The organism is Streptomyces sp. NPDC091416, from assembly GCF_044756845.1.
Classification (GTDB): domain Bacteria; phylum Actinomycetota; class Actinomycetes; order Streptomycetales; family Streptomycetaceae; genus Streptomyces.
The window spans coordinates 540,114-562,039 of sequence record NZ_JBIVTU010000004.1 but is presented as its reverse complement, the minus strand read 5'-3'; the positions used below and the strand labels follow the sequence as shown (position 1 = coordinate 562,039).

The following is a 21,926-nucleotide window of genomic DNA, read 5'->3' as shown; positions in this document are numbered from 1 at the left end:
CATGGATAGCATCCGGCGTATGGACCGTACGGAACCCCGGCTGGAGCACGCCGTCGCGGACGGCGTCGCCACCGTCGTCATCAGCAACCCCGCCAAGCGCAACGCGATGACGGCCGCGATGTGGCAGGCGCTGCCCGTGCTGCTCGAAGGGCTGGCCGACGATCCGTCGGTGCGCGCCCTGGTCCTGACCGGCGCCGGGGACACCTTCTGCGCCGGCGCGGACATCTCCTCGCTCCGCGACCCCTCGGGCGCCCCGCAGGGTCTCGCCGTGGCTGCGGAGGAGGCGCTGGCCGCCTTTCCCGGGCCGACGCTCGCCGCGGTGCGCGGCTACTGCGTGGGCGGGGGCAGCCAGCTGGCGGCCGCCTGCGATCTGCGGTTCGCACAGGAGGGTGCGTCGTTCGGCGTCACGCCGGCGAAGCTGGGCATCGTCTACCCCGCTTCGTCGACGCGGCGGCTGGTCGCGCTCACCGGGCCGGCGACCGCCAAGCACCTGCTGTTCTCCGGTGAGCTGATCGGGACGGACCGGGCGCTGCGGACCGGTCTGGTGGACGAGGTGCTGCCGGTGGGCGAACTGGACAAGCGGGTCGAGGCCTACGTACGGACGCTGGTGTCCCGATCCCGGCTGACCCAGGCGGCGGCGAAGGAGTTCGCCGCGGGGCGCGTGGACCGGGACGCGCACTGGGCTGAGCAGGCGCGGCACAGCGGCGACACCGCGGAGGGCGTCGCCGCTTTCCTGGAGCGCCGCCAGCCCCGTTTCACCTGGCCGGCCGGAGCGTAGGACCTCCTGCTCGCGCTACTGGAGGATGAAGCGGCTCCCGGCCCGCCACTGCTCGACCATGGCGGCCGGTGCCTTCTCGGGTGACCCCGTGTCGTAGGGCGGCTGCGGGTCGTACTCCGTGAGCAGTTGCACGGCCTGCGCGTACTCGTCACCGGCGATCCGGCCGAGCAGGGTGAGGCCCATGTCGATGCCCGACGAGACGCCCGCGGCGGTGACGTACTTGCCGTCGATGACCACACGTTCGCCGGCCGGCTCCACGTCGTACGTCTTCAGCGTGTCCAGCGCGAGCCAGTGCGAGGTGGCCCGCCGCCCGGTCAGGAGTCCCGCAGCCGCGAGCAGCAGCGATCCGGTGCAGACGGAGGTCGTCCAGGTGCTGGTGGCATCGGCCCGGCGCAACCAGCCGAGGAGGGTCTCGTTGTCCATCTGGGCACTCTGCCCGGGCCCACCGGGAACGATCACCAGGTCGGGGGCCGGGACGTCGGCCAGGGTCCGGTCGGCGACCAGCGCCAGGCTGCCGCCGCTGTCGTTGCGCACCGCGCCGGCCGACTCGGCGACGAACACGGTCTCGGCACCGGGCGCCCGGCTCAGGATCTCGTACGGTCCCACGGCGTCCAGCGCCGTGAAGCGGTCGAAGAGGACGATGGCGATCTGCATGGGTGATGCCTGCCTTCCGGTCAGTGGGCGAGCTGCTTCGCGGTGGTGGCGGGGTCGCCCGCCCGGTGGGAGCTGAACCTCCGCCGGTATTCGGCGGGTCCCGTACCCAGCGCCTTGAGGAACGCCCGGCGCATCGCCTCCGGGGTGCCGTAGCCGCAGGTGTGCGCGATCCCGGTGACGCCGTCGGTGGTGTCCTCCAGGAGCCGGCGCGCCTGTTCGAGGCGCACGCGGTCGACGTACCGGCCGGGCGTCATGCCGGTCTCCGCCTGGAACGCGCGGGCGAAGTGGCGGGGCGAGAGCCGGGCGCGGGCGGCGAGGGATTCGACGGAGAGGTCCTCGCCGGGATGCTCGGTGATCCAGTGCTGGACCTCGCGCAGCGGTTCGCGGCGGGCCGTCTGGGCGGTGAGCTGGGCGCTGAACTGCGACTGGTTCCCGGGTCTGCGCAGAAAGACCACCAGGTGGCGGGCCACCGTGAGGGCCACTTCCCGGCCGTGGTCCTCCTCGACGAGTGCGAGCGCCAGGTCGATGCCCGCGGTGACCCCTGCGGAGGTGGCGAGCCGGCCGTCGCGTACGAAGATCGGCTCGGGGTCGACCTCGACGGCCGGGTAGGTGCGCGCCAGTTGATCGCAGAGCTTCCAGTGAGTGGTCACACGGTGCCCGTCCAGCTGTCCGGCCGCGGCGAGGAGCAGGGCACCGCTGCAGACGGAGACCAGCCGTTCGGGGCGCGGGCCGTGCAGGCGCAGCCAGTCGACGAGGCCGGGGTCGGGACTCCGGGTGCCCTCACCGCCCGGGACGAGGAGGGTGTGCGGCGTCGTGGCGTCGGCGAGGCTGCCGTCGGGGACCAGCACGAGACCGCTGGACGCACGCACCGGCCCGCCGTCCAGCGAGGCGGTGCGCAGCTCGTAGACGACCTCCGGGAACCGGGAGGCGCCGGCGAAGACCTCCAGGGGCCCGGTCACATCGAGGCTCTGGATGCCGTCGAAGAGGACGATGAGGACGGATCGCTGCTTCATGTCCGCCATCCTGCGCACCCCGGCGGAGGGCCGCAATGACGGGATGCCCACCTTTCCTGCCATGCCGGGATGCGGCGCGCTTCACCGAGCCCCGGGGTTCCGGCGCGTACCGACCAGTCGGTAACGTGCGGGCATGAGTACTCTTCCGCCCCGCGCCGGACGCCGCTGTCACAACGCCCTCAACCCGCTGCACTCCGCCCTCTACTTCTCCCCCGACCTCGGCAAGGAGTTCGGCGGGATCGGGATCGACGATCCCTCCGCCGCCTACTTCGCCGCACGCGCTGCCGCCATGGGCGCGGTCGGCCCGGGCACGGTCACCTCCACCTTCTACAACTTCAACCACGCACTCGTGACCCGGCACGTGCCCGCCGTCTGGGACATCGCCTCGCCCGAGGCGGTCCTGGCCGCACGACTGCGCGCCGTCGACTCGACGCTGCGCCGGCTGCTCGGCGAGGAGGTCATCGCCTCCCCCGAAATGGCCGAGGCGGCGCAGCTCGCCCTGCACGCCGCCGAAGGCTGTACGCGACACGCCCGGCCGCTCTACGCGGCGCACGCCGACCTCCCGGTGCCGGAGCAGCCGCACCTGGCGTACTGGCACGCCGCGACGCTCCTGCGCGAACACCGCGGCGACGCCCACCTCGCCGCTCTTCTCGCGGCTTCGCTCGACCCGCTGGAGGCGCTGGTCAGCCACACGGCCACCGGCAAGGGCATGGCGCCGCGCTGGATCCTGGCCAGCCGCGGCTGGCGGCGCACCGACTGGGAGGACGCGTCCGCGCGCCTGCGCGAGCGTGGCCTGCTCACCGCTGAGGGTGAATTGACGGACGAGGGCACCGCGCTGCGGGCAGGCCTGGAGGAGGCCACGGACCGGATGGATCTGGCACCGTACGAACATCTCGGAGGTGCGGGCGTGGCCCGGCTGACGGAGCTGGGGCGTGGATTCCTCGGCATCGCAGCGGCGGCCGGTGCGTTTCCGGTGGAGGCGACCGGCTGAGCCGGCGGGAAACGGCGGCCGGTATCGGGGGTGGCCGGGCGACACGGCACGCGGCCACCCGGCACAATGCAGGCGAGTGGCTCCGGCTTGCCCACCCGAACGGGCGGCCCCCGGGCCCGACCAGCACAGCCAGCAGGAGAAGGCGAGTCGGTAGAACCGTGACGACGTCCATCGAAGGCAGGATCGCCGAGGAGCTCGGCGTACGCGAGCGACAGGTGAAGGCGGCCGTCGAGCTGCTCGACGGCGGATCGACCGTGCCGTTCATCGCGCGCTACCGCAAGGAAGCGACCGAGATGCTCGACGACGCGCAGCTGCGCACGCTCGAGGAGCGGCTCAGGTATCTGCGGGAGCTGGAGGATCGCCGGGCCGCGATCCTCGAATCCGTGCGGGAGCAGGGCAAGCTCGACGAGGCGCTGGAGGCGCAGATCCGGGCCGCCGACACGAAGGCGCGGCTGGAGGACATCTATCTGCCGTTCAAGCCGAAGCGGCGGACCAAGGCCCAGATCGCCCGGGAAGCGGGCCTCGAACCGCTCGCCACGGGGCTGCTCGACGACCCGTCGGTGGACCCGCTCGCCGCGGCGGCCGCCTTCGTGGACGCGGACAAGGGTGTCGCGGACGCGGCGGCGGCCCTGGAGGGAGCGCGCGCCGTCCTCACGGAGCGCTTCTCGGAGGACGCCGACCTGATCGGCGAGCTGCGCGAGCGCATGTGGTCGCGCGGCCGGCTGATGGCCAGGGTGCGGGACGGCAAGGAGGAGGCGGGCGCCAAGTTCGCGGACTACTTCGACTTCGCGGAGCCGTTCACCGCACTGCCCTCGCACCGGGTGCTGGCGATGCTCCGGGGCGAGAAGGAGGACGTCCTCGACCTGGTCCTGGAGCCGGAGGAGCCGTCCGAGACGCCCGGCCCGTCCAGTTACGAGAACATGGTGGCCCGGCGCTTCGGGGTGAACGACCGCGGCCGCCCGGGTGACAAGTGGCTGGGTGACACCGTGCGCTGGGCCTGGCGCACCCGGATCCTCGTGCACCTCGGGATCGATCTGCGGCTGCGGCTGCGCACCGCGGCGGAGGACGAGGCGGTGCGCGTCTTCGCCTCCAACCTGCGCGATCTGCTGCTGGCCGCGCCGGCCGGCACGCGGGCCACGCTGGGGCTGGACCCCGGCTTCCGTACCGGGGTGAAGGTCGCCGTCGTGGACGCGACCGGCAAGGTCGTCGCGACCGATGTCATCCACCCGCACGTCCCGGCCAACAAGTGGGACCAGGCGCTCGCCAAGCTGGAGCAGCTGGCGAAGGCGCACGATGTCGACCTGATCGCGATCGGCAACGGCACCGCGTCGCGCGAGACGGACAAGCTCGCCGGTGAGCTGTGCGACAAGCACCCCGAGCTGAAGCTCACCAAGGTGATGGTGTCGGAGGCGGGCGCCTCCGTCTACTCGGCCTCGGCGTTCGCCTCGCAGGAACTCCCGGACATGGACGTGTCGTTGCGCGGTGCCGTCTCGATCGCGCGCCGGCTCCAGGACCCGCTTGCCGAGCTGGTGAAGATCGACCCGAAGTCCATCGGGGTCGGGCAGTACCAGCACGACCTGTCCGAGGTGAAGCTGTCGCGGTCGCTGGACGCGGTCGTCGAGGACTGTGTGAACGGGGTCGGGGTCGACGTCAACACCGCGTCGGCGCCGCTGCTTTCGCGGGTCTCCGGGATCGGCTCGGGGCTCGCGGAGAACATCGTGGCGCACCGCGACGCCCATGGTCCGTTCCGTTCCCGCAAGGGCCTCAAGGACGTCGCCAGGCTGGGCCCGAAGGCGTACGAGCAGTGCGCGGGCTTCCTGCGGATCCGGGGTGACGACCCGCTGGACGCGTCCAGCGTGCACCCGGAGGCGTATCCGGTGGTCCGGGCGATGGTCAAGCGGACGGGCGGGGACGTCGCCTCGCTGATCGGCAACACGGGTGTGCTGCGGTCGATCCGGGCCGACGACTACGTGGACGAGAAGTTCGGGCTGCCGACGGTCACCGACATCATCAAGGAACTGGAGAAGCCGGGGCGCGACCCGCGTCCGGCCTTCAAGACGGCCACGTTCAAGGAAGGCGTCGAGAAGATCGGCGACCTGGCCTCCGGGATGGTCCTGGAGGGTGTCGTGACGAACGTCGCGGCGTTCGGGGCGTTCGTCGACGTCGGGGTGCACCAGGACGGTCTGGTGCATGTGTCGGCGATGTCGAGGACCTTCGTGAAGGACCCGCGGGATGTCGTGAAGCCCGGTGACATCGTGAGGGTCAAGGTCATGGAGGTCGACATCCCGCGGAAGCGGATCTCGTTGACGTTGCGGCTGGACGACGAGGCGGAGAAGGGCCCGGGTGCGGGCTCCGGTGCCGGCGGCGGCGAGCGCGGCGGGCGTCCGCCGCGGCAGCGGCAGGGACAGGGACAGGGCGCGTCGGGTGCGCGTGGCGGTCAGGGCGGCGGCCAGGGCGGTCAGGGGCGTGACCGGCGCGGTGGCGGGGGCGGCAACGGTGGCGGCGCGCGTCAGACGCCGGCCGCGGCTCCGGCCAACGGGGCGATGGCCGACGCGTTGCGGCGGGCGGGGCTGCTGGATCCTCGGCAGGGCGGCAAGAAGCGGTAGCCCCTGGCGGGGCGGGGGCGGGGCAGGGGTTCGCCTGCCCCGCCCTTCTCCTCACCGGGCTCCGCCCCGGACCCCGCTCCTCGAACGCCGGAGGGGCTGAAGAGTCAGGGCTCCGTAGATGCCGCGCCTGCGCAGGTAGGCGCGGTTGGCGCGAGAGGAGCACGCCTTGTCGTCGGACACCGCGTCGGGCCGGGTGCGGAGGCGGCCGACGGCAGCCGGCTGCGGACCCTGCTCACGACGGGTCCTAGCGGCTTCCTGAGCGCGTGGAATCCATCAAGAACGAGCAGCGGCAGCGGCAGCTCGTTCAGCCGACGGAGATCCTCAGGCATGAACTCAGTAGTTGTACTCGAACCAGGTCAGAATGGCCTTGACGCGACGGTTGTCTTCTTTCGGGGGCATTCCGAGTTTCACGAACACATTGGCCACGTGCTTGCTCACGGACGCTCCGGAGAGATACAGCGCTGATGCGATTTCCCCGTTGGAGCGCCCTTCCGCCATAAGGGCGAGCACCTCGCGTTCGCGATCGGTGAGCCGGGCGAGCGGGCCCTGGGGCGCGTCCGCGCGTGTGACGTAGCGGACGACCTCCGGGTCGATCACGACGCCGCCACCGGAAACCGTGTCGAGTACGCGCAGGAAGTCGACGACTCTGCCGACCTTTTCCTTGAGCAGGTACCCGACGGCCCCGTCCGCGCCCGGACCGTTCAACAGCTCCTGGACGTACGGTCCGGTGACGTAGGCGGAAAGGACGAGGACCGGCAGATCTCGATGGCGTGATCGCAGGTCGATGGCGGCACGGAGTCCGTCGTCGGTGTTTCCCGGGGGCATGCGGACATCGGTGATCACCAGGTCCGGCGCAGCCCCGGAACTCGCGAACTCGTCGACGGCGGCGACCAGTTCGGTAGCGTCCTCACATTCACGGATCACCTCGTGAGAGTTGGAGGTCAGGATTTCCCGGATTCCGGCACGAATCAGCATGCTGTCATCCGCCAGGACAATTCTCATGGCCCTTACCTCACCTGTTCGCCTTCATTCGCTTCATTCCCATTTTGGCTGGCCGGGAGCGGATGCTACGACTTCGGTTCCGCGACCATCCGCAGGGCTTCTGATCTCGAGCTCCCCACCGATGCTTCGCATCCGCTCACGCAGTCCGGCCAGGCCTGAACCCGCGTCGATTTCCGCGCCGCCCGCACCGTCGTCACGCACGCAGACACGTACGCCACTTGAATTGCACTGCAGGTCGATCCGGGCGCTGCTCACGCCCGCGTGCTTCGTCACATTCGTGAGCGCCTCGGAGACCGTGAAATAGGCCGCTGTCGCAGTCGGCGACGACAGCTGGGCATCATCTCCGGTGCTGTTCAGCTCGACCCGCAGCGGTGATCGCGCGGCCAGCTCGCGGACGGCGGCGACGAGGCCGAGGTCGCTCAATTCGCGAGGGTGGATCTCGCGTACTGTTTCCCGGAGCCGTTCCAGCGCATGCTCGGCCTGGGCCTGTGCCTGACGTGCCAGTTCCACAATACGTTCCTCGCCACTCGCCGAGGCGGCGGCCTCCAGCATCCCGAGGCGCATCACGACGGCGACCAGCTCCTGTTGAGCGCCGTCGTGCAGATCCCGTTCGATGCGTTGGCGCTCGAATTCGAAGGCTGTCGTCAACGAGGCCCGGCTGGTGCGGAGTTCCTCCAGCTTCGCAAGCAGATCCGGGTCCCGGCTTCTCGAGAAAGTGCGCAGGACGAGATCACGGAGAAGGGAGACTCCGGTCAGAAGACCTGTGGTGACCGCACCCAGAAGCACCCCTGCGGGCACCGCAAGAAGGGATTCCGTAAGCGATGCCGGAGTGAAAGGGCCGACCTGTGCGGCGATACCGAACGACCAGAGGACGGGGGAGAAAACCAGCGCGGCGGCACCGATGAACCCGAAGAACGCCACCACCAGGGACAGCGCGGAAAGGAGCGTGGCGGCGACGAAGACCGGGAGGTGGGTACGCCACATCGACCGCGATCGCAGCTGGCGCGCCACCCACTGTGTCCAGCTCTGGTCCGCGGGTCGCAGCGGCATCGTGCCGACGCCGCACCACCGAGCTCTGGAGCGGTCCAACTCCGTCAGCACGGCCGCCGAGACCGGTGCGACAAGAAGAGAGAGCAGCAGGATCGGGAAGGCCATTGCTGCGATGATTTCCGTCAGCACTCTTCGGGCGACACGAACCTGCGACATGGCCAGAATTATGGCATACGGCGGACCTCGACAAGGTAGACCCAGGTCTACCTAGAAGTAGTGCTGCCACCCGCGCGGAGCGCGTTCAGCGCTGCCTAATATTGCCATATGCCTATCGCCTCTCCAATTTCCGCACCGTGCATCCGTATGCGCGGCCTCCGCATGGATTTCCCCATTCCCGGCCGCAAAAGGGAAATGACACGTGTGCTGCACGATATCGATCTGGACATTCCTGAAGGCCGGCTGACCGCGATCGTCGGACCCTCCGGGTCGGGAAAGTCGACGCTCCTGCTCTGCATGGCCGGCCTGGAGCGAGTGACCGCAGGTTCCATCGAGATTCTCGGAACGGACGCCCTGTCGCTCGGCCCGCGCAAGCAGGCCGCTTTCCGCAGCGAGAACATCGGTTTCGTCTTCCAGGAGTACAACCTCGTCAGCTCGCTCACGGTCGAGGACAACATCTGTCTGCCGTCGAGACTCGCCGGCCACCGGGTGCCCAAGTCACGGGTCCGCGAGGCCATGGCGCGGCTCGGCATCGCCCAGCACGCCGGGCGGCGCCCTGACCGGCTCTCCGGAGGCGAACGCCAGCGCGTGGCCGTGGCCAGGGTTCTCGCGAATCAGCCACGGATCGTCTTCGCCGACGAGCCGACCGGCGCGCTCGACCTCAAGTCCGGTCACGTCGTACTTGACTGGCTGCAGGCACTGCCCGCACAAGGATCGACGGTGGTCATGGTCACGCACGACCCGCATGCTGCTGCGCGTGCCGACCAGGTCGTGGTGATGGGATCCGGGCGGGTGCACGCAGTCCTCTCCGGCGCCGACCCGCACACGGTGAGCGACGCCGTCCTCGCGGCGCAGTCGAAGGACGACGCGAACGAGGCGGCGGCGTGAGCGGGACGAGCGGCATGTTTCGGCTCGTCCTGTCGGACGTCCGCATGCAGGCGTCGATGTGGGTGTGGACGCTCGCGTGTGCGGTCGTCGGCGCGGCCTGCTCCGCGGGCTCGGTCATCGCCATGTTCACCGCCGTCTCGGCGGCGCGGACGGCGGGCGACGCACGGATGGTCTCCGCGTCGATCGCGCTCGGCGGCAACATCGCCTTCTTCACCGTGCTGGCCGCCGTGGGGGTCGTCGCCTCGACCGTCGGCCTGACCTTGACGGCGCAGCGACGCGAACACGCCCTGTGGGTGATCCTCGGTATCCCGCGCCGCCGCGTCAGGTCCGTTCTCCGCGCCGAGCTGGTGGTCCTCGGCACGGTGGCCGGCGCACTGGCCCTGCCGTTGACCTCCCTCGTCGCGAACATCGCCCTCTCGCAGTGGACGGCGACGGGACTCGACCTGCACGGAGCCACTGCCGGACTCCAGCTTCGGCACATCGGCGCGAGCCTGCCGGCCGGAGTGGTCCCGTGCCTTCTCGGCGGCTGGGGCGTCACACGCCGAGCCGCCAGGACGCCGGAGATGCGCGCCTTCCGGGACCATTCCGAGCCGGCGGCGCGGCCCGGTGTCGCGCGCAGCATTCTCGCCCTCTGCCTTCTCGCCGGTGTGCTCGGGATGTGGATTCCCGGCCTCGGCCTCGAACTTGAAGGGGGCATCGAACAGCGGACCGCCTTCGCGTTCGCCGGAAACCTCTTCCTCGTCTGCCTGTTGCTGCTGATGGGGCCGTGGGTGCTCACACCTCTGATGAAACTCTGGACCGCCCTCGTCCCGTCGCGTGGCGTCGCCTGGCACCTCGCCGTGCAGTCGTGCCGAACGCGCGCGGCGCGAAGCGTCACCACGGTGCTGCCCTTCGCGCTCTCCCTGTCGTTCACCGCGCTGTTCATGACGATGGGCAACGTCATGCCCGGAAGTACCGCAGGGCTGGGCGATGTCATGACCGTTCTGGGCTGGGTCTTCGTCGTGTCCTGGTCGGGTGGCCTGGCGGTGATCGCCCTGGTCGGGCGGGAGCGCACACGCGATTCCGCGGTCCTTGCCGTCGCCGGCGCGCGGCCGGGCGTCACCACGCGGTCCACGGTCTACGAGGGCGTGATCTACGCAGGCACGGCGATCGTCTTCAGCGCGGTCTTCCTCGCGGTGGCGAGTACCACCATCGCCGCCGGAGCCGAGGTCGGCGTGGGCCAGGTGCTCGACGGCCTCCCGTGGGCGGCCCTCGGAGCGCTTGCCGCCGTGACACTCGTGACGACCTGCCTCGCCCTGGCACTCCAGGCCGGCGCCCGCGTCTCCCGCACCGCCCCGGCCCGGGCTCTGCGCTCCTGACCTGAACCGGGACCACGACCGGACACGCAGCTGAATCACCAAGGAACGGAAACCATGAACGACAGCCGCACACGCACGATCCTCGCCCTCGGCGCAGCCGCCTGCCTCGCACTCGCAGCAACCGGCTGCGACCCGGATGCCGACCGGGCGAACGCCACTCCTGAATCGAAGTCATTCGACTTCAGCGGCGACAACCTGACGGTGAAGTCGAACTCCGCCGACCTCCACCTCATCGCCGCCGACGTCGACGACATCGAAGTGGAGCGCCGGGTCAGCGGCACGAAAATCGGCGGTGAGATAACCGCCGGATGGCAGTTCGAGGGCGGGATTCTCACACTCTCGGTGAATTGTGATGGAATTTCCGTCAACTGCAATGCGAAGTACACCGTGCAGGTGCCGCGCAATGTCGCGGTCATGGCCGAGTACGGCAACAGCGACGTGCAGTTGTCGAACCTCGGCGGCGCCTCCCTCCGTCTGAAGGGACGCGACGGAACCGTGCAGGGCGACGGGATCTCCGCGAAGTCCGTGAGCGTCGTCTCGCGCAACGGCGACCTCGACCTCGGCCTCACCTCCGTACCCGATCGCGTCGATGTGCGGAGCCAGGACGGCCACGTCCGACTCGGCCTGCCTGCATCGGCATACGCGGTCCGTACGGCGGCGAAGAAGGGGGACGTCACCGTGGATGTCGCGGACGACAGCACGAGCAGCCACAGCGTGAACGTGCAGACGCGCAATGGCGACATCGACATCAGCACGGGGAGTCGTCCTGGGGTCTGAGGTCTGGCTCTTCGGAGTGCTCAAGATCCACCAGGCCCGCCAACCATGCGGGTGATCTGGCGGGGTAGGCTGGCATTCCATGGCAATAAGCTCCGCCCTGTGGTCCTTCGCCCTAGTCGTAGGGCTCCTCACCCTGACTCCCGGACTCGACACCGCGCTGATCCTGCGCACGTCGGCCCTCGGCCGGCGCAGGAGGGCCTGGGGCGTCGTCCTCGGAATCCAGTCCGGCACCCTGGTGTGGGGCGCGTTCACTTCCCTCGGAGTGACCGCCCTTCTCACCGCCTCCCACCTCGCCTATACCGCGTTGCGCTGGATCGGCGCCGCCTACCTGATCTGGATGGCGGCTCGCATGCTCCGGGACACCTTCCGAGGGCTGCCCACGGCAGTCGCGGACGATTCCCTTCTGGCCGCTGGTGCCGACTCGGTCAGCGGCGGCTGGCGGCAGGGGACGTTCACCAACCTCCTGAACCCGAAGATGGGCGCCTTCTACGTCGCCGTCCTGCCCCAGTTCATCCCCCCGGGGGCCGGCCACTTCACCATGGGTCTCATGCTCACTTCGGTGCACATCCTCATCGGTCTGCTCTGGTCTGCCGTCCTCATCGGCTTCGCTCGCGTCCTGCAGGGCTGGCTCCGCAAGCCCCGGGCCCGCCGCCTGCTCGACCGGATCACCGGCACCGTCATCGGTGTTTTCGGCATCAGGCTGGCACTCAGCAACTGACGATCCGAGGTCAGCGGCCCGGCACCTCCATTTCCGGGCGCCGCCCGAACGCCGGTGAGCCCGGCAGACAGTGGCCACCGGGGCCGTCCGGCCCACATCGTCACCATCATCCGCCGCAGTAGGAACGGCCGCGAGGATACGCTCCCGCGTGCCGTCGTTGGCCCACCCGAGCAGGCGCCTGGGCGCGGGCAGTCGTGGAGTCCACGCCGACCGGCGACAGGTCCGCTCTACCCTGCCGGGCGGCCTCGGCCATCAGACCGTACGGCAGACGCGGGATCACACCCTCGAACTGGTCCCGCTACCGCACCGGGCAGGGGCCGTACGCGCCCACCGGTGAGTACGGCTCGACGATCTTCCACAGGTCATCGCTGAGCCATCGCCGCATCGCACCGACGTTCTTCCGCAAACCGCCCCGAGGGAGGCGGTGGAACCCCGATATCGATCACGAACTCACGCAGTCCGCAAGGGTCAGAGCTCCGTCAGTCTGCCCGCGGCCACCTCGACGCGGCGCGTCGTGCGGACCGCCTCCAGCATCCGGCGGTCGTGCGTGACCAGCAGCAGCGTCCCCGTGTAGGAGTCGAGCGCCGACTCCAGCTGCTCGATCGCGGGCAGGTCCAGGTGGTTCGTGGGCTCGTCCAGCACCAGGAGGTTGACGCCGCGGCCCTGGAGGAGCGCGAGCCCCGCGCGGGTGCGTTCGCCCGGGGAGAGGGTGGTCGCCGGGCGCATGACGTGATCGGCGCGCAGGCCGAACTTGGCGAGCAGCGTACGGACATCGGCGGGTTCCGTGTCCGGGACGGCGGCGCAGAACGCCTCCAGGAGCGACTCCGAGCCGTAGAACAGCTTCCGTGCCTGGTCGACCTCGCCGACCACCACGCCCGAGCCCAGGCTCGCGTGTCCCGAGTCCAGTGGGAGGCGCCCGAGCAGGGCGGCGAGCAGGGTCGACTTGCCGGCCCCGTTGGCGCCGGTGATGGCGACCCGGTCCGCCCAGTCGATCTGGAGCGAGACCGGTCCGAAGGCGAAGTCGCCGAGGACGACCCGGGCTTCGCGCAAGGTGGCCACGACGGAGCCGGAGCGGGGCGCGGAGGCGATCTCCATCCGGAGCTCCCACTCCTTGCGCGGTTCGTCCACGACATCGAGGCGCTCGATCATGCGCTGGGTCTGGCGGGCCTTCGCGGCCTGCTTCTCGCTCGACTCGCTGCGGAACTTGCGGGCCATCTTGTCCGAGTCGCCGGCCTTGCGACGGGCGTTCCTGACGCCCTTGTCCATCCAGGAACGCTGCATCAGGGCCCGGCCTTCGAGTGCCGAGCGCTTGTCCGCGTACTCCTCGAACTCCTCACGCGCGTGCCTGCGGGCCCGCTCGCGCTCCTCCAGGTAGGCCGCGTAGCCGCCGCCGTACAGATTGATCTGCTGCTGGGCGAGGTCCAGTTCGAGGACCTTGGTGACCGTGCGCATCAGGAACTCGCGGTCGTGGCTGATGACGACCGTGCCGGCGCGCAGCCCGGAGACGTACCGCTCCAGCCGTTCCAGACCGTCCAGGTCGAGGTCGTTGGTGGGCTCGTCGAGCAGGAAGACGTCGTAGCGCGACAGCAGCAGTGAGGCGAGTCCGGCGCGGGCGGCCTGGCCGCCGGAGAGCGCGGTCATCGGCAGGTCCAGCCCCACGGTGAGGCCGAGGTCGGCCGCGATCTCCTCGGCCCGCTCGTCCAGATCGGCTCCGCCGAGTGCGAGCCAGCGCTCCAGCGACTCGGAGTACGCGTCGTCGGCGCCGGGCGCCCCGTCCACGAGGGCCTGGGTGGCGGTGTCCATCGTGGCCTGGGCGTCGGCGACGCCGGTGCGGCGGGCCAGGAACGCGCGCACGGTCTCGTCGGGGCGGCGCTCCGGTTCCTGCGGCAGGTGGCCGACCGTGGCGGTGGGCGGGGAGAGCCGCAGCTCGCCCTCCTCCGGCTGGTCGAGCCCGGCGAGGAGCCGGAGGAGCGACGATTTACCGGCGCCGTTGACTCCGACGAGACCGATCACGTCACCGGGCGCGACCACGAGGTCGAGTTCGGCGAAGAGAGTGCGGTCGCCGTGTCCGGCGGCGAGGTCCTTGGCGACGAGAGTGGCAGTCATCAGGGTGCCGATCCTAATCGGCCGCCGGACCGTCCCGGGCGGTCAGGCCCTCCGGTGGACCCTCGGGGGCGGCCGGCGGCTCCGTCAGCCGTGCGGGACGGGCGCGGTCAGCACGCTTCCCGTCGTGCGTGCCACCAGGCAGGCACGGCCCTTCACCGACCGCCCGTCCAGCGGGATCCGGTGTTCGCCCGGTTCCAGGAGTCCGCTGAACACCTCCTGGGCGCGGGGCCGGGAAAGCCGGTCGACGCGGTACGCGACCAGGCTGACGCGGCAGGCGGACGTGACCTCCACGGTGGCCGTGCCGTGCGTGGCGTCGAGCCGGACCAGTCGGCGCTGGGCGGGGGCGACCCGGTCCAGGGCTTGCTCGACCTGGGCGACGAGGACGGGGACGGCCGGGACGGGTCCGTCGACGTACGCGGTGTCCGCGCCGGCCTGCCGGAATGCGTGGCGCACGGCGGTGCGCTGCGGCTCGGTGACCGCGGGGCCGAAGACGACGACCGGGTAGGCGCGCAGCTCCTGCGCGGGGACCCTTTCTGTGTCGGCCGCGATGTCGGCGCCGATCCCGATGGTGCGCAGCGCGGCGGCGAGCCGTGCCAGGACGGCTACGCGGGCGCCGATGAGCAGGACGCGGCGGGCGGCGGAGGCCCGGGCGGCCGGGCCGGAGGGCGGCAGGAGGCGTTCCAGCTCGCGGCGGTACTGCTCGCCGTCGAAGCGGTACGGCCCCATCTCCCGGTAGCCGCCCTGCTCCAGATCGACGGACGCGTACGTCTGCCAGGCGAAGTCCCGCCACACGACGTCCGTGCCGTCGCGTTCGATGACGGCGGTGACCGCGCCGCACGCGATGCTCTCGCACTCGGGGCAGCCGTAGATCACATGGCGCCCGCCGGCGAGCGGTGCCTCGGCTTCGAGGAGGAGCCGGCGCACCTGGGTGGTGAGGACCGCCGGTGGTACGTCGGAGGCGAGCGGCGAGACGGCGTCGAGGTCGGAGAGCCGGAACAGCAGCGGTCGGCCGTCGACGAGGAAGTCCATGAAATCCCGGTGCGCCCGGTGGTGACCGCCGGCCAGGACGGCTCCGGCCCGCATGGCGGGTGCGAGGCCGAAGGTCGCGTACGGAGCGGGCATGGTCCGAGTATTCCTGTCCGAGGGCCCCTGTGAGCAGTCAAGGAAGGATTTCCGTTAGCGTCCGGCCATGAACGGAGACGTGGAGAGCGGGAACGGCGGGGCGGCTGTGTCGGATGTGATCGTGGTGGGCGGCGGGGTCAGTGGTCTCACCACGGCGATGGTGCTCGCGGAACGCGGCGACCGGGTGCGGGTCTGGTCCGCGGCACCGGCGACAGCCACGACGTCGGCGGTCGCGGGCGCTCTGTGGTGGCCGTACCGGATCGAGCCGCAGGACCGGGTGGGCGACTGGTCGCTGGCCTCGCTCCGGTGGTACGAGGAGCTGGCCGCCCGTCCTCGGGAGACCGGAGTGCGGCTGGTGGAGGGGTTGCACCGGGGCGAGCGGCTCGCCGGGCTCGGTCCGTGGGCGGGGCGGCTGAAGGATGTGGCGGAGACCGCCGAGGGTCTGCGGTGCCGGCTGCCGCTGATCGACATGCCGGTCCATCTGGCGTGGCTGGAGGAGCGGGTCCGGGCGGCCGGCGGCTCGGTGGAGCGGCGCGGCGTCACCTCGTTCGACGAGCCGGCCTCGGAGGCGGCGACGGTGGTCAACTGCACGGGGCTCGGCGCCCGGGAACTGGTCCCGGACGCCGGGATGCGGCCGGTGCGCGGCCAGTTGGTGCTGGTGGAGAATCCGGGGATCGAGGAGTGGTTCACCGAGGCGGATCCGGCGTCGAGCGAGACGACGTACTTCTTCCCGCAGCCGGGCCGGCTGGTGCTCGGTGGCACAGCGGGCACCGATGACTGGAACACGGTTCCCGAGTCCCGTACGGCGCGGGAGATCGTGGCCCGGTGCGCCCGGGTCCGTCCGGAGATCGCCCGGGCGCGGGTCCTCGGGCACCGGGTGGGACTGCGGCCGGCCCGGGACGCGGGGGTGCGGATCGAGGCCGAGTCGCTGCCCGGCGGCGGGCGCCTGGTGCACAACTACGGGCACGGGGGCGCGGGTGTGACGGTGGCCCTGGGGTGCGCGCAGGCGGCGGCCCGGCTGGTGGGCTGAGCCGCCGCGTGCCGGGCGGGGCCCCGGGGCGCGTCGCAGCGTGCCGGGCGGGGTTCCGGGGCGCGTCGCAGCGTGCCGCGGGGCCCGTTCGAGCGCGTCACCGCATACCCGGCGAGACCCCGTGGCGACGCCTCACCGCGCACCGGACGTGGCCCCGTGCGAACGCGTCACCGCGTACCGGGCCCGGCGCGGTTCAGCTGCCTGCGGGCGTCGAGCCGCCCGAGCCGCCCCGCTTGTCGTGGTGCTCGGTGGTGATCTGGCTCTCGCCGGGGCCGATCCGGATCTCGAAGTCGCCGTCGTACTTGGCGTGCCCCTCGATGACCGCGGACTCGACGGCTTCCACGCCGAACTCGCGGCGCACGATCAGCGGGTCCTCGCGCAGGTCCCGCATCAGGGCCACGCACATACCGATCATCACGAGGGTGAAGGGCGCCGCGACCAGGATGGTCAGGTTCTGCAGACCCTCCAGCGCGTTGCCCTTGCCGTTCCCGATGAGCAGCATGATCGCCGCCACGGCACCGGTGACGACGCCCCAGAAGATGACGACCCACTTGGCCGGTTCCAGGATGCCCTTCTGGGAGAGGGTGCCCATCACGATGGAGGCGGCGTCCGCGCCCGAGACGAAGAAGATGCCGACCAGGACCATCACCAGCACACTCATCAGGGTGGCGACCGGGAACTGGTCCAGTACGCCGAAGAGCTGGGCCTCCGGGGTGTCCGCCCCGCTCAGCCTGCCGGCCTCCTGCAGCTTGATCGCGGTTCCGCCGAAGATCGCGAACCAGACGAGACTCACGGTGCTGGGCACCAGGATGACGCCCCCGATGAACTGGCGGATCGTCCGGCCCCGGCTGATCCGGGCGATGAACATGCCGACGAAGGGCGTCCAGGAGATCCACCAGGCCCAGTAGAAGACGGTCCAGCTGCCCAGCCACGTGGCCACCTTGCCCTCGCCGGTCGCCTCGGTACGTCCGATGAGCTGGGGCAGATCGCCGAGGTAGGCGCCGAGCGAGGTGGGCAGCAGATCCAGCACGATGATCGTGGGACCCGCGATGAAGACGAAGACGGCGAGGATCAGGGCGAGCACCATGTTGATGTTGGACAGCCACTGAATGCCCTTCTCCACGCCGGAGATCGCCGAGGCGACGAAGGCGACGGTCAGCACGGCGATGATCAGGACCAGCAGCCCGGTACCCGTCTTCTCCCGCCAGTTCAGCTCCTGGAATCCGCTGCCGATCTGGAGCGCGCCGAGCCCCAGCGAGGCGGCCGAGCCGAAGAGCGTGGCGAAGATGGCGAGGATGTCGATCAGGCGGCCGAAACCGCCGTGGGCGTGGCGGGACCCGATGAGCGGCTCGAAGACCGCACTGATCGTCTGCCGCCTGCGGCGCCGGAAGGTGCTGTACGCGATGGCCAGCCCGACCACCGCGTAGATCGCCCAGGGATGCAGCGTCCAGTGGAACAGGGTGGTGGCCATCGCCGTCTGCATCGCCTCGGCGGCGTCGGCGGGGTGGGTGCCGGGCGGCGGGTCGGTGAAGTGCGCCAGTGGCTCGCTGACCCCGTAGAACATCAGGCCGATGCCCATGCCTGCGCTGAACATCATCGCGACCCAGGACACGGTCCTGAATTCGGGCTCCTCGTCCTCCTGGCCGAGGGTGATGTTTCCGTACCGGCTGATGGCCAGCCAGAGGGCGAAGACCACGAACCCGGAGGCGGCCAGCATGAAGGCCCAACCGCCGTTGTGGAGGAGACCGTTCAGCAACGTGTCGGACACGTCCTCCAGGGAGTCGGTGGCGGTGGCTCCCCAGATCACGAAGGCGAGGGTGAGGGCCGCGGTGACGCCGAACACCACCCGGTCGGTCGTGGGGTGCCGGCCCTGGGCCGGATCGCCGGGCAGATCCGCCGTCACCGACAGATCTCCCCTGCCGCCCGTTCTCTGATCGTCCTGCGACACGAATGGCACCTTTCGCGGAAGCTGAAATTTCGCTCTCCGTAGGCAGTACCACACACGGTGTGCATCTCCCGGGATCAACAAGCAGTATCGGGTTGACCGTTTGTGAGGTGATATGTCGCCCTCCGGTCCAGGAGGAGCGGAATCAGCCGCCGGGCGGACTGGCGCAGGGTCACATACACACCGTCACCGTCGGGTCGGGACGTGACACCGTGCAGGGCCAGTTCGTCCCGGGCACCGGCGTAGCGCTCCGCCGTGAGCCGGTAGCCGCAGGGCGGGGGGTCGAGGATCTCCTCGGGTCCCGCCGCCTCGTTGTCCGCGCCCCCGAGGAACACCGGTCCCCGGTCGGCGAAGCCTGCCGCGCGCGACCGTTCGGTGGCGGCGCGGATACGGTCGCGCTCTTCGTCGGCGTAGGAGAAAAGCGCTGTGAGCGCGGCGCGTTGGGACCGGACGCGACGGCGCCGGCCCACGGCGGGATCGGCCCGTTCCGCCTCGGAGAGCGCGTCCGCGCGGGATTCGACCAGCAGGCCCACCGCGTGCTTGAGGGCCGTCGTGTTGCGCAGGATGCGTTCCTGTCCGTCGCCTGCGGTCTGCTTGAGCGGGCCACCGGTCAGCGGGTCGGTCCAGACTCCGTACCGGCCGCTGCTGAATCCGGCGTCCAGCACGGCCGGGCGCACATAGCGTTCGACCAGACGCTCGGACGCGTCGTGCACCCGTTCGTCGGCGTTGAGGTTGCGGGGCCAGAGGGCGTAGAGATCCCTGTCGTAGTACGGCGGGGTGGCGCTGTACTCATGGAGGTCCTCGATGACTTCGGGGGTGCGGTCCCTGATGACGGCGGCGAGGGCGCGGGCCTCGGCGGTCCGCAGGGCGATGTGGTCGCGGTTGACGTCCAGTCCGTCGGCGTTGCCGCGGGTGCCGGCGGCCAGTCCGTCGGGGTTGGCGGTGGGCAGGACGAGGATCTCGGTACGGGAGAGGAAGGCGAGGGTCGCCGGGTCCGTCGCGTAGGCGAGGTCCCGGATCGTCGTCAGGCAGGCCTCGCGGCCCGCGGGTTCGTCGCCGTGCTGGCTGCAGACCAGCAGCACGGTGAGCGCGGCCGGGCGGCCGCCGCCGATCCGGACCAGGCGCAGGGGCCGCCCCTGCCCGGTCGTGCCGATCCGGTCCACGCCCACCCGGCCGCTGTGGCGGTCGGCGGCGGCGAGCAGCGACCGTTCCTCGCCGGGGGTGGTCCACCGGGCACCGGCGGCCGCCTCGAAGCCGGTGCGGGGTGTGGTGTGCGCCGCCTCGGAGGGCGCGGTGACCAGGGCGACGGCGAGCGCGGCGGCGACGGCGGTCAGGATGAGGCAGCGGACGCCGGCGGAAGGCCTGCGGGCACGGGTCCGCCCGGGGCGGGTCACCGGTCCGTTCGCCGGGCCGCGCCCCGTACGCGTATCGGCATGCGCGGAAGGTACCCCGGACCACGCCCCGCGCGACAGGCCTGCGCGGGGTTCGGCTGCCGGGCGGTTCATCGGACCTGTCGCGCGACCATGTACACGACGCTTCACACACGGGATGACAGACTGCGCGGATGATCGATGACCTTCCCGTCGGCCTGACGGCCCGGCGCCTTGCCGAGGACGACCATCCCCGCGTACTCGCCGTGCTGGATGCGTGGTGGGGCGGTCTCAAGGGGGAAGCGGGTTCGGCAGAACGCGCGTTGCTGCTGCCCCGGCTGTACTTCCAGCACTTCGGCACCACCGGTTTCCTGGTCGAGGACGGCGGTGGCGAGGTCGCCGCCTTCCTGGTCGGCTTCCTGTCGCAGACAGAGCCCGAGGCGGCGTACGTGCATTTCGTCGGCGTCGACCCGGCCCTGCACGGACAGGGTGTGGGCCGCGTCCTCTACCGGGCCTTCTTCGCGCTCGCCCGGTCCCGCGGACGCCGTTACGTGCACTGCGTCACCAGTCCGGAGAACACCGCTTCTCAGGCGTTCCACACCCGGCTCGGCTTCACGGCCTCCGCGGTGAAGCCGGACTACGACGGCCCGGGGCTCGACCGGGTGGCGTTCACCATCGACCTTTCCGCCGATCCCGTGGCCACGCCCCGATCGGTCTAGGGTGACGACGTTCGCGCTCACCGGCCGGGCCCGGCCGTTCCCCGCCACATCCAGCGCCTCCCAGGAGCGTCCCTTGCCCGGTCCGACCCCCGGCCCCCCTCACGACGCGCGCCCCACACTGGAGGCGGTGGCGGCCCGTGCCGGCGTCTCCCGGGCCACCGCCTCACGGGTGGTGAACGGCGGTGCGGGGGTGCGGCAGCCGCTCGTGGACCGGGTCCGCGAGGCGGTCGAGGAGTTGGGCTACATACCGAACCACGCGGCGCGGACCCTGGTGACGCGGCGCAACGGCGCGGTCGCCGTGATCATCGACGAACCCGAGGCCCGGATCTTCTCCGACCCCTTCTTCTCCCAGCACATCCGCGGCATCAGCCGTGAACTGAGCGTGCACGACGCCCAGTTGGTCCTGTTGCTGGTGGAGGGAAGCGGGGACTTCGAGCGGGTCACCCGCTATCTGGCAGGGGGCCATGTCGACGGGGTGCTCGCCTTCTCGCTGCACACGGATGACGGGCTGCCCTCCGTCATCCGCCGGTTCCGGGTCCCCACCGTCTACGGCGGCCGCCCGGGACGGCCGGGCGCGGCGTCCGAACCGGCGGTCCCCTATGTCGACTGCGACAACCGTGGTGGCGCCCGTGAGGCCGTGCGCCATCTGGTCTCGCTCGGCCGCCGGACCATCGCCCACATCGCGGGCCCGCGCGACCAGACGTCGGCACTCGACCGGATCGACGGCTACGCCGACGTGCTGCCCGGTGGCGACCCCGCCCTCATCGCGGACGGCGACTTCACCGCCGAGGGCGGTGCGCGGGCGATGGCCCGGCTGCTGGAGCGGCGGCCCGGACTGGACGCCGTGTTCGCCGCCAACGACCTGATGGCCTCTGGTGCGCTGAGGGTGCTGCGCGAGCACGGCCGCCGCGTGCCGCAGGACGTGGCCGTGGTGGGGTTCGACGATCTCGACTCGGTGGCCGAGGCCACCGATCCCCCGCTGACGACGGTCCGTCAGGACGTGCAGGGAATGGGGCGGTTGATGGTACGGCTTCTGATGGAACGGCTCAACGGCGGGCACACCGGAGCCGATTCGATGATCATCCCGACCGAGCTGATCCGCCGCGCCTCCGCGTGACAGGACCGCCGCACCGGCCCGAGCGGCCGCCTGCGCGCGCGCCCAGGTGACAGCGCCCTTCACAGGGATCCGAGCGTCCGTCTGTGCCCGCCCCGCGCGACAGCACCGCCGCGGGCCCCGCGCGCACCACGCCGCACGGCCGCGCCACCGCACCGCCTCTGGGCCGCACCGTCTCAGGCCCGCGCCGTCCGGTGACCGCCTAGCTTGATCTTTAACCTCAGGGCCCGAACGAGTCCTCGTACTTGATCACTCGGACTGGTAACTGCGGTACATGCGGGCGGCCTTCGGCTGAGCGGCGGGGACACGGCGGGCTATACGACGCCCTGGCCGCAGGCCGGGTCGATGTCACCCGGCTGCGACGGGCCCTCGCCACGATGCCGCTGCCGCGCGCGTCGGACGGCCGCCTCGTCCTTGCCGCCGACCTCACCTGCTGGCTGCGGCCCAGCGCCCACACCTCACCGCAGCGAATCCTGTGCCATACCTACGGCCGGGGCAAGGACAAGCACATCCCAAAGATCAAGCCAAG

At 71.0% G+C, this 21,926-nt stretch carries 18 protein-coding genes and 1 pseudogene; 11 read left to right on the top strand and 8 right to left on the bottom strand.

Annotated elements, in window-relative coordinates:
- Nucleotides 1-19: 19 nt before the first annotated feature.
- The gene (locus tag ACIQMX_RS16010) at nt 20-778 is read left to right on the top strand and encodes an enoyl-CoA hydratase/isomerase family protein (protein ID WP_402478369.1); all 759 of its coding nucleotides are present in this window, start codon (nt 20-22) and stop codon (nt 776-778) included.
- A 15-nt stretch (nt 779-793) separates the two neighbouring features.
- Here the strand turns inward: ACIQMX_RS16010 and ACIQMX_RS16005 are convergent, their stop codons facing one another.
- Together ACIQMX_RS16005 and ACIQMX_RS16000 are read right to left on the bottom strand one after the other, a co-directional pair.
- Nucleotides 794-1,432 carry a DJ-1/PfpI family protein gene (locus ACIQMX_RS16005; RefSeq protein ID WP_363074407.1) on the bottom strand — a complete coding sequence of 213 codons (639 nt, stop codon included), beginning with the start codon at nt 1,430-1,432 and terminating at the stop codon, nt 794-796.
- Between the two features lie 20 nt (nt 1,433-1,452).
- Nucleotides 1,453-2,445 carry a GlxA family transcriptional regulator gene (locus ACIQMX_RS16000; protein ID WP_363074405.1) on the bottom strand — a complete coding sequence of 331 codons (993 nt, stop codon included), beginning with the start codon at nt 2,443-2,445 and terminating at the stop codon, nt 1,453-1,455.
- Between the two features lie 133 nt (nt 2,446-2,578).
- Here ACIQMX_RS16000 and ACIQMX_RS15995 point away from each other — a divergent pair, with 133 nt between their 5' ends.
- Both ACIQMX_RS15995 and ACIQMX_RS15990 read left to right on the top strand, forming a co-directional pair.
- Nucleotides 2,579-3,436 (top strand): SCO6745 family protein, encoded by an 858-nt coding sequence (locus tag ACIQMX_RS15995; protein ID WP_363074403.1) that lies wholly within the window; start codon nt 2,579-2,581, stop codon nt 3,434-3,436.
- Nucleotides 3,437-3,594: 158 nt separating this feature from the next.
- Nucleotides 3,595-6,042: a Tex family protein gene (locus ACIQMX_RS15990; RefSeq protein ID WP_402478365.1), complete on the top strand. Its 2,448-nt coding sequence runs from the start codon at nt 3,595-3,597 to the stop codon at nt 6,040-6,042.
- A 333-nt stretch (nt 6,043-6,375) separates the two neighbouring features.
- Here the strand turns inward: ACIQMX_RS15990 and ACIQMX_RS15985 are convergent, their stop codons facing one another.
- Nucleotides 6,376-7,044, bottom strand: a complete 669-nt coding sequence (locus ACIQMX_RS15985) for a response regulator (RefSeq protein WP_402478362.1) — start codon at nt 7,042-7,044, stop codon at nt 6,376-6,378.
- Between the two features lie 33 nt (nt 7,045-7,077).
- Nucleotides 7,078-8,250, bottom strand: coding sequence for a histidine kinase (locus tag ACIQMX_RS15980; RefSeq protein WP_402478360.1), 1,173 nt, complete (start codon nt 8,248-8,250; stop codon nt 7,078-7,080).
- Between the two features lie 195 nt (nt 8,251-8,445).
- On the opposite strand from ACIQMX_RS15980, the gene ACIQMX_RS15975 reads away from it, so the two are divergent.
- The 4 genes from ACIQMX_RS15975 (at nt 8,446) to ACIQMX_RS15960 (ending at nt 11,991) form a co-directional block, all read left to right on the top strand.
- Entirely contained in the window at nt 8,446-9,138 is a 693-nt protein-coding gene (locus ACIQMX_RS15975; protein ID WP_402478357.1) for an ABC transporter ATP-binding protein, read from the top strand.
- Entirely contained in the window at nt 9,135-10,496 is a 1,362-nt protein-coding gene (locus ACIQMX_RS15970; protein ID WP_402478355.1) for an FtsX-like permease family protein, read from the top strand. The genes ACIQMX_RS15975 and ACIQMX_RS15970 overlap by 4 nt, the downstream gene beginning before the upstream one ends.
- Before the next feature lie 54 nt (nt 10,497-10,550).
- A complete protein-coding gene (locus tag ACIQMX_RS15965; protein WP_402478353.1) occupies nt 10,551-11,273 on the top strand; it encodes a DUF4097 family beta strand repeat-containing protein in 723 nt (240 codons plus the stop codon).
- Nucleotides 11,274-11,352: 79 nt separating this feature from the next.
- Nucleotides 11,353-11,991 carry a LysE family translocator gene (locus ACIQMX_RS15960; RefSeq protein ID WP_363074389.1) on the top strand — a complete coding sequence of 213 codons (639 nt, stop codon included), beginning with the start codon at nt 11,353-11,355 and terminating at the stop codon, nt 11,989-11,991.
- A 468-nt stretch (nt 11,992-12,459) separates the two neighbouring features.
- Here ACIQMX_RS15960 and ACIQMX_RS15955 read toward each other — a convergent pair whose 3' ends face one another.
- Both ACIQMX_RS15955 and ACIQMX_RS15950 read right to left on the bottom strand, forming a co-directional pair.
- Nucleotides 12,460-14,097, bottom strand: a complete 1,638-nt coding sequence (locus tag ACIQMX_RS15955) for an ABC-F family ATP-binding cassette domain-containing protein (protein ID WP_363074387.1) — start codon at nt 14,095-14,097, stop codon at nt 12,460-12,462.
- 84 nt (nt 14,098-14,181) lie between these two features.
- On the bottom strand, nt 14,182-15,219 hold the full coding sequence (locus tag ACIQMX_RS15950; RefSeq protein WP_402478349.1) for an oxidoreductase: 1,038 nt from the start codon (nt 15,217-15,219) through the stop codon (nt 14,182-14,184).
- Nucleotides 15,220-15,286: 67 nt separating this feature from the next.
- Between ACIQMX_RS15950 and ACIQMX_RS15945 the strand changes: the two genes are divergently transcribed.
- On the top strand, nt 15,287-16,249 hold the full coding sequence (locus tag ACIQMX_RS15945) for an FAD-dependent oxidoreductase (RefSeq protein ID WP_402478346.1): 963 nt from the start codon (nt 15,287-15,289) through the stop codon (nt 16,247-16,249).
- 193 nt (nt 16,250-16,442) lie between these two features.
- On the opposite strand, the gene ACIQMX_RS15940 is transcribed toward ACIQMX_RS15945, so the two are convergent.
- Nucleotides 16,443-18,197 carry a BCCT family transporter gene (locus tag ACIQMX_RS15940; protein ID WP_363074381.1) on the bottom strand — a complete coding sequence of 585 codons (1,755 nt, stop codon included), beginning with the start codon at nt 18,195-18,197 and terminating at the stop codon, nt 16,443-16,445.
- 74 nt (nt 18,198-18,271) lie between these two features.
- Nucleotides 18,272-19,588: a M14 family metallocarboxypeptidase gene (locus tag ACIQMX_RS15935; RefSeq protein ID WP_402478343.1), complete on the bottom strand. Its 1,317-nt coding sequence runs from the start codon at nt 19,586-19,588 to the stop codon at nt 18,272-18,274.
- Between the two features lie 170 nt (nt 19,589-19,758).
- Between ACIQMX_RS15935 and ACIQMX_RS15930 the strand changes: the two genes are divergently transcribed.
- From ACIQMX_RS15930 to ACIQMX_RS15920, 3 genes and pseudogenes are all read left to right on the top strand, one after another.
- Nucleotides 19,759-20,283: a GNAT family N-acetyltransferase gene (locus tag ACIQMX_RS15930; RefSeq protein ID WP_402478340.1), complete on the top strand. Its 525-nt coding sequence runs from the start codon at nt 19,759-19,761 to the stop codon at nt 20,281-20,283.
- Between the two features lie 73 nt (nt 20,284-20,356).
- Nucleotides 20,357-21,400: a LacI family DNA-binding transcriptional regulator gene (locus tag ACIQMX_RS15925; RefSeq protein ID WP_363074375.1), complete on the top strand. Its 1,044-nt coding sequence runs from the start codon at nt 20,357-20,359 to the stop codon at nt 21,398-21,400.
- 293 nt (nt 21,401-21,693) lie between these two features.
- A pseudogene (locus tag ACIQMX_RS15920) lies at nt 21,694-21,912 on the top strand (transposase); the annotation flags it as partial.
- Between the last annotated feature and the right edge of the window lie 14 nt (nt 21,913-21,926).

Bases quoted from the DNA above. Each gene is read 5' to 3' on its own strand.
- ACIQMX_RS15960 (WP_363074389.1), top strand. From the start codon at position 11,353: ATGGCAATAAGCTCCGCCCTGTGGTCCTTCGCCCTAGTCGTAGGGCTC.
- ACIQMX_RS15930 (WP_402478340.1), top strand. From the start codon at position 19,759: ATGATCGATGACCTTCCCGTCGGCCTGACGGCCCGGCGCCTTGCCGAG.
- ACIQMX_RS15980 (WP_402478360.1), bottom strand. From the start codon at position 8,250: ATGTCGCAGGTTCGTGTCGCCCGAAGAGTGCTGACGGAAATCATCGCA.
- ACIQMX_RS15975 (WP_402478357.1), top strand. From the start codon at position 8,446: ATGACACGTGTGCTGCACGATATCGATCTGGACATTCCTGAAGGCCGG.
- ACIQMX_RS16005 (WP_363074407.1), bottom strand. From the start codon at position 1,432: ATGCAGATCGCCATCGTCCTCTTCGACCGCTTCACGGCGCTGGACGCC.
- ACIQMX_RS15995 (WP_363074403.1), top strand. From the start codon at position 2,579: ATGAGTACTCTTCCGCCCCGCGCCGGACGCCGCTGTCACAACGCCCTC.
- ACIQMX_RS16010 (WP_402478369.1), top strand. From the start codon at position 20: ATGGACCGTACGGAACCCCGGCTGGAGCACGCCGTCGCGGACGGCGTC.
- ACIQMX_RS15945 (WP_402478346.1), top strand. From the start codon at position 15,287: ATGAACGGAGACGTGGAGAGCGGGAACGGCGGGGCGGCTGTGTCGGAT.
- ACIQMX_RS16000 (WP_363074405.1), bottom strand. From the start codon at position 2,445: ATGAAGCAGCGATCCGTCCTCATCGTCCTCTTCGACGGCATCCAGAGC.
- ACIQMX_RS15985 (WP_402478362.1), bottom strand. From the start codon at position 7,044: ATGAGAATTGTCCTGGCGGATGACAGCATGCTGATTCGTGCCGGAATC.
- ACIQMX_RS15955 (WP_363074387.1), bottom strand. From the start codon at position 14,097: ATGACTGCCACTCTCGTCGCCAAGGACCTCGCCGCCGGACACGGCGAC.
- ACIQMX_RS15965 (WP_402478353.1), top strand. From the start codon at position 10,551: ATGAACGACAGCCGCACACGCACGATCCTCGCCCTCGGCGCAGCCGCC.
- ACIQMX_RS15950 (WP_402478349.1), bottom strand. From the start codon at position 15,219: ATGCCCGCTCCGTACGCGACCTTCGGCCTCGCACCCGCCATGCGGGCC.